Source organism: Pseudomonas sp. IT-347P, from assembly GCF_949768005.1.
Classification (GTDB): domain Bacteria; phylum Pseudomonadota; class Gammaproteobacteria; order Pseudomonadales; family Pseudomonadaceae; genus Aquipseudomonas.
Genome location: NZ_CATKPQ010000014.1, coordinates 1 through 2,992, shown reverse-complemented (window position 1 = coordinate 2,992; position 2,992 = coordinate 1). Strand labels below are relative to the sequence as shown.

At 51.5% G+C, this 2,992-nt stretch carries 1 rRNA gene; it reads right to left on the bottom strand.

Features of this window, described 5'->3' with window-relative positions:
- Positions 1-21: 21 nt before the first annotated feature.
- Positions 22-2,915: ribosomal RNA gene (locus ACM6IV_RS08785) — 23S ribosomal RNA — on the bottom strand.
- Between the last annotated feature and the right edge of the window lie 77 nt (positions 2,916-2,992).

Sequence of the window (2,992 nt, the reverse complement as noted above, 5' to 3'; positions counted from 1 at the left end):
CGCAAATTGCTTGGGTGTTATATGGTCAAGCCTCACGGGCAATTAGTATTGGTTAGCTCAACGCCTCACAGCGCTTACACACCCAACCTATCAACGTCGTAGTCTTCGACGGCCCTTCAGGGAACTCAAGGTTCCAGTGAGATCTCATCTTGAGGCAAGTTTCCCGCTTAGATGCTTTCAGCGGTTATCTTTCCCGAACATAGCTACCCGGCAATGCCACTGGCGTGACAACCGGAACACCAGAGGTTCGTCCACTCCGGTCCTCTCGTACTAGGAGCAGCCCCTCTCAAATCTCAAACGTCCACGGCAGATAGGGACCGAACTGTCTCACGACGTTCTAAACCCAGCTCGCGTACCACTTTAAATGGCGAACAGCCATACCCTTGGGACCGGCTTCAGCCCCAGGATGTGATGAGCCGACATCGAGGTGCCAAACACCGCCGTCGATATGAACTCTTGGGCGGTATCAGCCTGTTATCCCCGGAGTACCTTTTATCCGTTGAGCGATGGCCCTTCCATACAGAACCACCGGATCACTAAGACCTACTTTCGTACCTGCTCGACGTGTCTGTCTCGCAGTCAAGCGCGCTTTTGCCTTTATACTCTACGACCGATTTCCGACCGGTCTGAGCGCACCTTCGTACTCCTCCGTTACTCTTTAGGAGGAGACCGCCCCAGTCAAACTACCCACCATACACTGTCCTCGATCCGGATAACGGACCTGAGTTAGAACCTCAAAGTTGCCAGGGTGGTATTTCAAGGATGGCTCCACGCGAACTGGCGTCCACGCTTCAAAGCCTCCCACCTATCCTACACAAGCAAATTCAAAGTCCAGTGCAAAGCTATAGTAAAGGTTCACGGGGTCTTTCCGTCTAGCCGCGGATACACTGCATCTTCACAGCGATTTCAATTTCACTGAGTCTCGGGTGGAGACAGCGCCGCCATCGTTACGCCATTCGTGCAGGTCGGAACTTACCCGACAAGGAATTTCGCTACCTTAGGACCGTTATAGTTACGGCCGCCGTTTACCGGGGCTTCGATCAAGAGCTTCGCGTTAGCTAACCCCATCAATTAACCTTCCGGCACCGGGCAGGCGTCACACCCTATACGTCCACTTTCGTGTTTGCAGAGTGCTGTGTTTTTAATAAACAGTCGCAGCGGCCTGGTATCTTCGACCGGCATGAGCTTACGGAGCAAGTCCTTCACCCTCACCGGCGCACCTTCTCCCGAAGTTACGGTGCCATTTTGCCTAGTTCCTTCACCCGAGTTCTCTCAAGCGCCTTGGTATTCTCTACCCAACCACCTGTGTCGGTTTGGGGTACGGTTCCTGGTTACCTGAAGCTTAGAAGCTTTTCTTGGAAGCATGGCATCAACCACTTCGTCATCTAAAAGATAACTCGTCATCAGCTCTCGGCCTTAAGATCCCGGATTTACCTAAGATCTCAGCCTACCACCTTAAACTTGGACAACCAACGCCAAGCTGGCCTAGCCTTCTCCGTCCCTCCATCGCAATAACCAGAAGTACAGGAATATTAACCTGTTTTCCATCGACTACGCTTTTCAGCCTCGCCTTAGGGACCGACTAACCCTGCGTCGATTAACGTTGCGCAGGAAACCTTGGTCTTTCGGCGTGGGTGTTTTTCACACCCATTGTCGTTACTCATGTCAGCATTCGCACTTCTGATACCTCCAGCAAGCTTCTCAACTCACCTTCACAGGCTTACAGAACGCTCCTCTACCGCATCACCCGAAGGTGATACCCGTAGCTTCGGTGTATGGTTTGAGCCCCGTTACATCTTCCGCGCAGGCCGACTCGACTAGTGAGCTATTACGCTTTCTTTAAAGGGTGGCTGCTTCTAAGCCAACCTCCTAGCTGTCTAAGCCTTCCCACATCGTTTCCCACTTAACCATAACTTTGGGACCTTAGCTGACGGTCTGGGTTGTTTCCCTTTTCACGACGGACGTTAGCACCCGCCGTGTGTCTCCCATGCTCGGCACTTGTAGGTATTCGGAGTTTGCATCGGTTTGGTAAGTCGGGATGACCCCCTAGCCGAAACAGTGCTCTACCCCCTACAGTGATACATGAGGCGCTACCTAAATAGCTTTCGAGGAGAACCAGCTATCTCCGAGCTTGATTAGCCTTTCACTCCGATCCACAGGTCATCCGCTAACTTTTCAACGGTAGTCGGTTCGGTCCTCCAGTCAGTGTTACCTAACCTTCAACCTGCCCATGGATAGATCGCCCGGTTTCGGGTCTATTCCCAGCGACTAGACGCCCTATTAAGACTCGCTTTCGCTACGCCTCCCCTATTCGGTTAAGCTCGCCACTGAAAATAAGTCGCTGACCCATTATACAAAAGGTACGCAGTCACAGAACAAAGTCTGCTCCCACTGCTTGTACGCATACGGTTTCAGGATCTATTTCACTCCCCTCTCCGGGGTTCTTTTCGCCTTTCCCTCACGGTACTAGTTCACTATCGGTCAGTCAGTAGTATTTAGCCTTGGAGGATGGTCCCCCCATATTCAGACAAAGTTTCTCGTGCTCCGTCCTACTCGATTTCATTGACAAGAGATTTTCGCGTACAGGGCTATCACCCACTATGGCCGCACTTTCCAGAGCGTTCCGCTAATCTCAAATCAACTTAAGGGCTAGTCCCCGTTCGCTCGCCACTACTAAGGGAATCTCGGTTGATTTCTTTTCCTCAGGGTACTTAGATGTTTCAGTTCCCCTGGTTCGCCTCTTGCACCTATGTATTCAGTACAAGATAACCATCTTATGATGGCTGGGTTCCCCCATTCAGACATCTCCGGATCAAAGTCTGTTTGCCGACTCCCCGAAGCTTTTCGCAGGCTACCACGTCTTTCATCGCCTCTGACTGCCAAGGCATCCACCGTATGCGCTTCTTCACTTGACCATATAACCCCAAGCAATCTGGTTATACTGTGAAGACGACATTCGCCGAAAATTCGAATTTCTCAACTAAGAGAACTC